Source organism: Microcystis sp. M049S2 (assembly GCF_020245625.1).
Taxonomy (GTDB): domain Bacteria; phylum Cyanobacteriota; class Cyanobacteriia; order Cyanobacteriales; family Microcystaceae; genus Microcystis; species Microcystis ichthyoblabe_A.
Genome location: NZ_JADBUN010000172.1, coordinates 1 through 3,571 on the forward strand (window position 1 = coordinate 1; position 3,571 = coordinate 3,571).

The window sequence follows — 3,571 nt, forward strand, 5'->3', positions numbered from 1 at the left end:
CCTGCATTATTCACCAACTGGCAAAAACCTGATTGTGAGGACATCTCAAAAAACAGACTGTTTTTCAGCCAGATCGCTAGATGAACTTCTTGCCAAGGCTTTCGAGGATTTTCCAAAGTCTTCATGAATAATGCAGGCTAGACTAACCGCCCAAGGGAAAAAATAGGATTCTTTTTGGACATTTTTGGCTTTTACGGTAAACTCAGAGGGGAAATATATCCCCTATCTGGTTTTAATCCGAACTGAGGTTAACCACGGCTAATTCTAATGTTTGCCCTTCCTTTTCTAGCTCCTTTTTGCTAAAACTTAACCCTTCATCCAGACAATCAATTACCACCGTATCCCCTTCCATAAAAGCTTGTTCGAGAATTTTTGTGGCTAAAGGATTCTCTAACTCCCGTTGGATAGCGCGTTTTAAAGGTCGCGCACCGTAGGTAGGATCGTAACCAACAGTAACGATATGATTTTCTGCAGCCGTAGTTAATTCTAGATTGATTTTTTGTTCTGCTAATAATCTTTCCAGACGCTGTAATTGCAGACGAACAATGTAACGCAATTCTTCTTTTTTCAGGGTATGGAAAATAATTAAATCGTCGATACGATTCAAAAATTCGGGACGAAAATGACTCCGCAAAGCTGTTAAAACCCGTTTCCGCATCTCCTCATAATCGGCATCTTCGGAAACATTTAAAATATGGTCACTGCCAATATTACTGGTCATGACGATAATCGTATTCCGAAAATCCACCACGCGCCCCTGAGAGTCGGTAATGCGCCCATCGTCAAGCACTTGTAATAAAATGTTAAAAACATCCCGATGGGCTTTTTCCACTTCATCCAATAAAACCACAGAATAGGGACGACGACGCACTGCTTCCGATAGTTGTCCTCCTTCCTCGTAACCCACATAACCCGGAGGAGCGCCGATTAACCGCGAAACCGCGTGTTTTTCCATGTATTCCGACATATCGATGCGAACCATGGCTTCTTCGGAGTCGAACAGTAACCCCGCCAAGGCCCGCGCTAACTCGGTTTTACCCACTCCTGTGGGTCCCATAAATAGGAATGAACCAATCGGACGGGAGGGATCTTTCATTCCCGCACGTGCGCGTCGAATCGCCGCTGCTACTGCCGTGACCGCTTCATTTTGTCCGACCACTTTTTTCTGTAAATGAGACTCTAATTCTAATAATTTTTGTCGTTCCGATTCCATTAACCGATTGACGGGAATTCCCGTCCAACGGGCGACTATTTCGGCAATATCGGCATCGGTGACTTGCTGTCTTAACAGGGTAGAACCTGCCGCTTGAATCGTTTCTAGTTCTTTTTCTTTTGCTTCTAATTCCCCTTGTAAAATTTCTAGTTTGCCATACTTTAATTGGGCCGCTTTATTGAGATCATAAGCTCGTTCCGCCTGTTCCACCTGTAGGCGCAATTGTTCTTCCTCTTCTCGCAATAATTTAATTTCCTCGGCGATATGTTTTTCCGTTTGCCATTGGTCAGCGAGAGGCTTTTGTTTACTTTCTAATTCCTCAATTTCTTCGATAATTCTTTCTAAACGATCTTGAAAAGCTCGATCTTTTTTCTCCTCTTTTTCTAAGGAGAATTTTTCCATCTGTAACTGCATTAAGCGACGATCTATCATTTCCAAATCGGCGGGTTTAGTGGTACTTTCTACCTCTAATTTGGCCGCCGCTTCATCGACTAAATCGATCGCTTTATCCGGTAAAAAGCGATCGCTAATATAACGATGGGATAGGGTAGCTGCTGCCACTAGGGCCGAATCGGTAATTGTCACCCCATGATGCACCTCATAACGTTCTTTTAAACCCCGGAGAATCGAGATAGTATCCTCCACGGAAGGTTCCTTAATATAAACCTGTTGAAAACGTCTTTCTAAAGGAGGGTCTTTTTCAATATGATTGCGATATTCATCCAAAGTTGTCGCCCCAATACAGCGCAATTCTCCCCGAGCTAACATAGGTTTTAATAGGTTGCCTGCATCCATCGATCCCCCTTCCCTAGAACCCGCACCGACAACGGTATGCAGTTCATCAATAAAGAGAATAATTCGCCCTTCTGATTGGGTAACTTCTTTCATGACTGACCGCAATCTTTCCTCGAATTCGCCTCGATATTTTGCCCCAGCGATTAAACTTCCCATATCAAGGGAAATTAACTGACGATTTTTCAAAGATTCGGGAACATCTCCGTTAACAATCCTTTGGGCCAATCCTTCCGCAATAGCGGTTTTTCCTACTCCCGGTTCACCAATTAAAACCGGGTTATTTTTCGACCGTCGCGAGAGGACTTGTACCACCCGTCGAATTTCTTCATCGCGACCGATAACCGGGTCTAATTTGCCTTCTTTGGCCGCCGCTGTTAAATCCCGGCCATATTTATCTAAAGCTTCGTATTTTTCCTCTTGATTGGGTTCAGTAACCTTTTGAGTACCGCGAATAGCTTTGATAGCTAATTCTAAATCTTGGGGGTCAAGATTGAAAGTGCGTAAACATTTCCGGCCAACCCTTTCATCTTCGGCAAAACCGACGAGAAGATGTTCGACGGAGATAAATTTATCTTGCCAACTTTCCCGGGATGCTTCCGCTCGATCGAGCAACAGATCGAGACCACGACCTAGGTATAATTGATCGACGATGGCCACTTTCGGCTGTCGGTTGGTGAAGACTTCTAGCTGTTGTTGCAGTCGCGGAATTTCTATATTAGCTTTTTGTAAAATCCGGGTGGCTAGACCGTTATTCTGCTCTAGGAGGGCAATAATAACGTGTTCCACCTCTAAGGTCTGGTTTTTGAATCGTCGCGCAATTTCTTGCGATTTAACGATTGAATCCCAAGCTTGTTCGGTAAATTTATTCGAGTCTGTGGGTTGCATTCTGCACCAATGAGGAAAGCCAGTGTCAGAGGTATAGTATAGCAAGGAGTCTCGACCGATCACAAAGTTCCAGGATCGACAAAGGGACTGACTTGAAAGAGGGTGTAGGGTGTAGGGTGTGGGGTGTGGGGTGTAGGGTGTGGGGTGTGGGGTGTAGGGTGTAGGGTGTAGGGTGTAGGGTGTAGGGTGTGGGGAGAATAAATAAAAAAGTCTCCTATCTCCTATCTCCTGACTCCTATCTCCTGACTTGAAAATAGAAGCTGAAATAAGGCAAATTCGTCAATCATACTAAATCCGTTGAGTATAGGCTACATATCAGGAGAGGCACCCCTGCGAGTGAAGTGACTCTCAAATTATTACAGATGCGTCAGCGGCTGCGTGTAAGCATCCCACCGAAAAACTAATGCGCGGGGGGTTTGGGGGCGGCACTTCGACACATTTCGACACATTTCGACAAGCTCAATGTAAAGGCTCAATGTAAAGGCTCAGTGGCCGCGCCACGCCCCCAACGGGGGGTTTGGGTAGGGCTGTTTCATTCTCCCATCAGAATATCAAAAGTAAAAGCGATCACTGCCAGGTAAAATGATAAGTGACCGCCAACCTTTTAAATATATGTTGAGCTTAATAGAAAAACTGAAACAAGTCAAGGATTTTCGGAAAGATAAAGGAAAAAGACAC

General features: G+C 44.6%; 1 protein-coding gene. It reads right to left on the minus strand.

The features are described from left to right. Window positions 1-232 precede the first annotated feature (232 nt). A complete protein-coding gene (gene clpB, locus IM496_RS15140; RefSeq protein WP_194015741.1) occupies window positions 233-2,893 on the minus strand; it encodes an ATP-dependent chaperone ClpB in 2,661 nt (886 codons plus the stop codon). Window positions 2,894-3,571 lie beyond the last annotated feature (678 nt).

Excerpts from the sequence above, each read along its gene's own strand:
- clpB (WP_194015741.1), bottom strand. The coding sequence starts at position 2,893 with ATGCAACCCACAGACTCGAATAAATTTACCGAACAAGCTTGGGATTCA.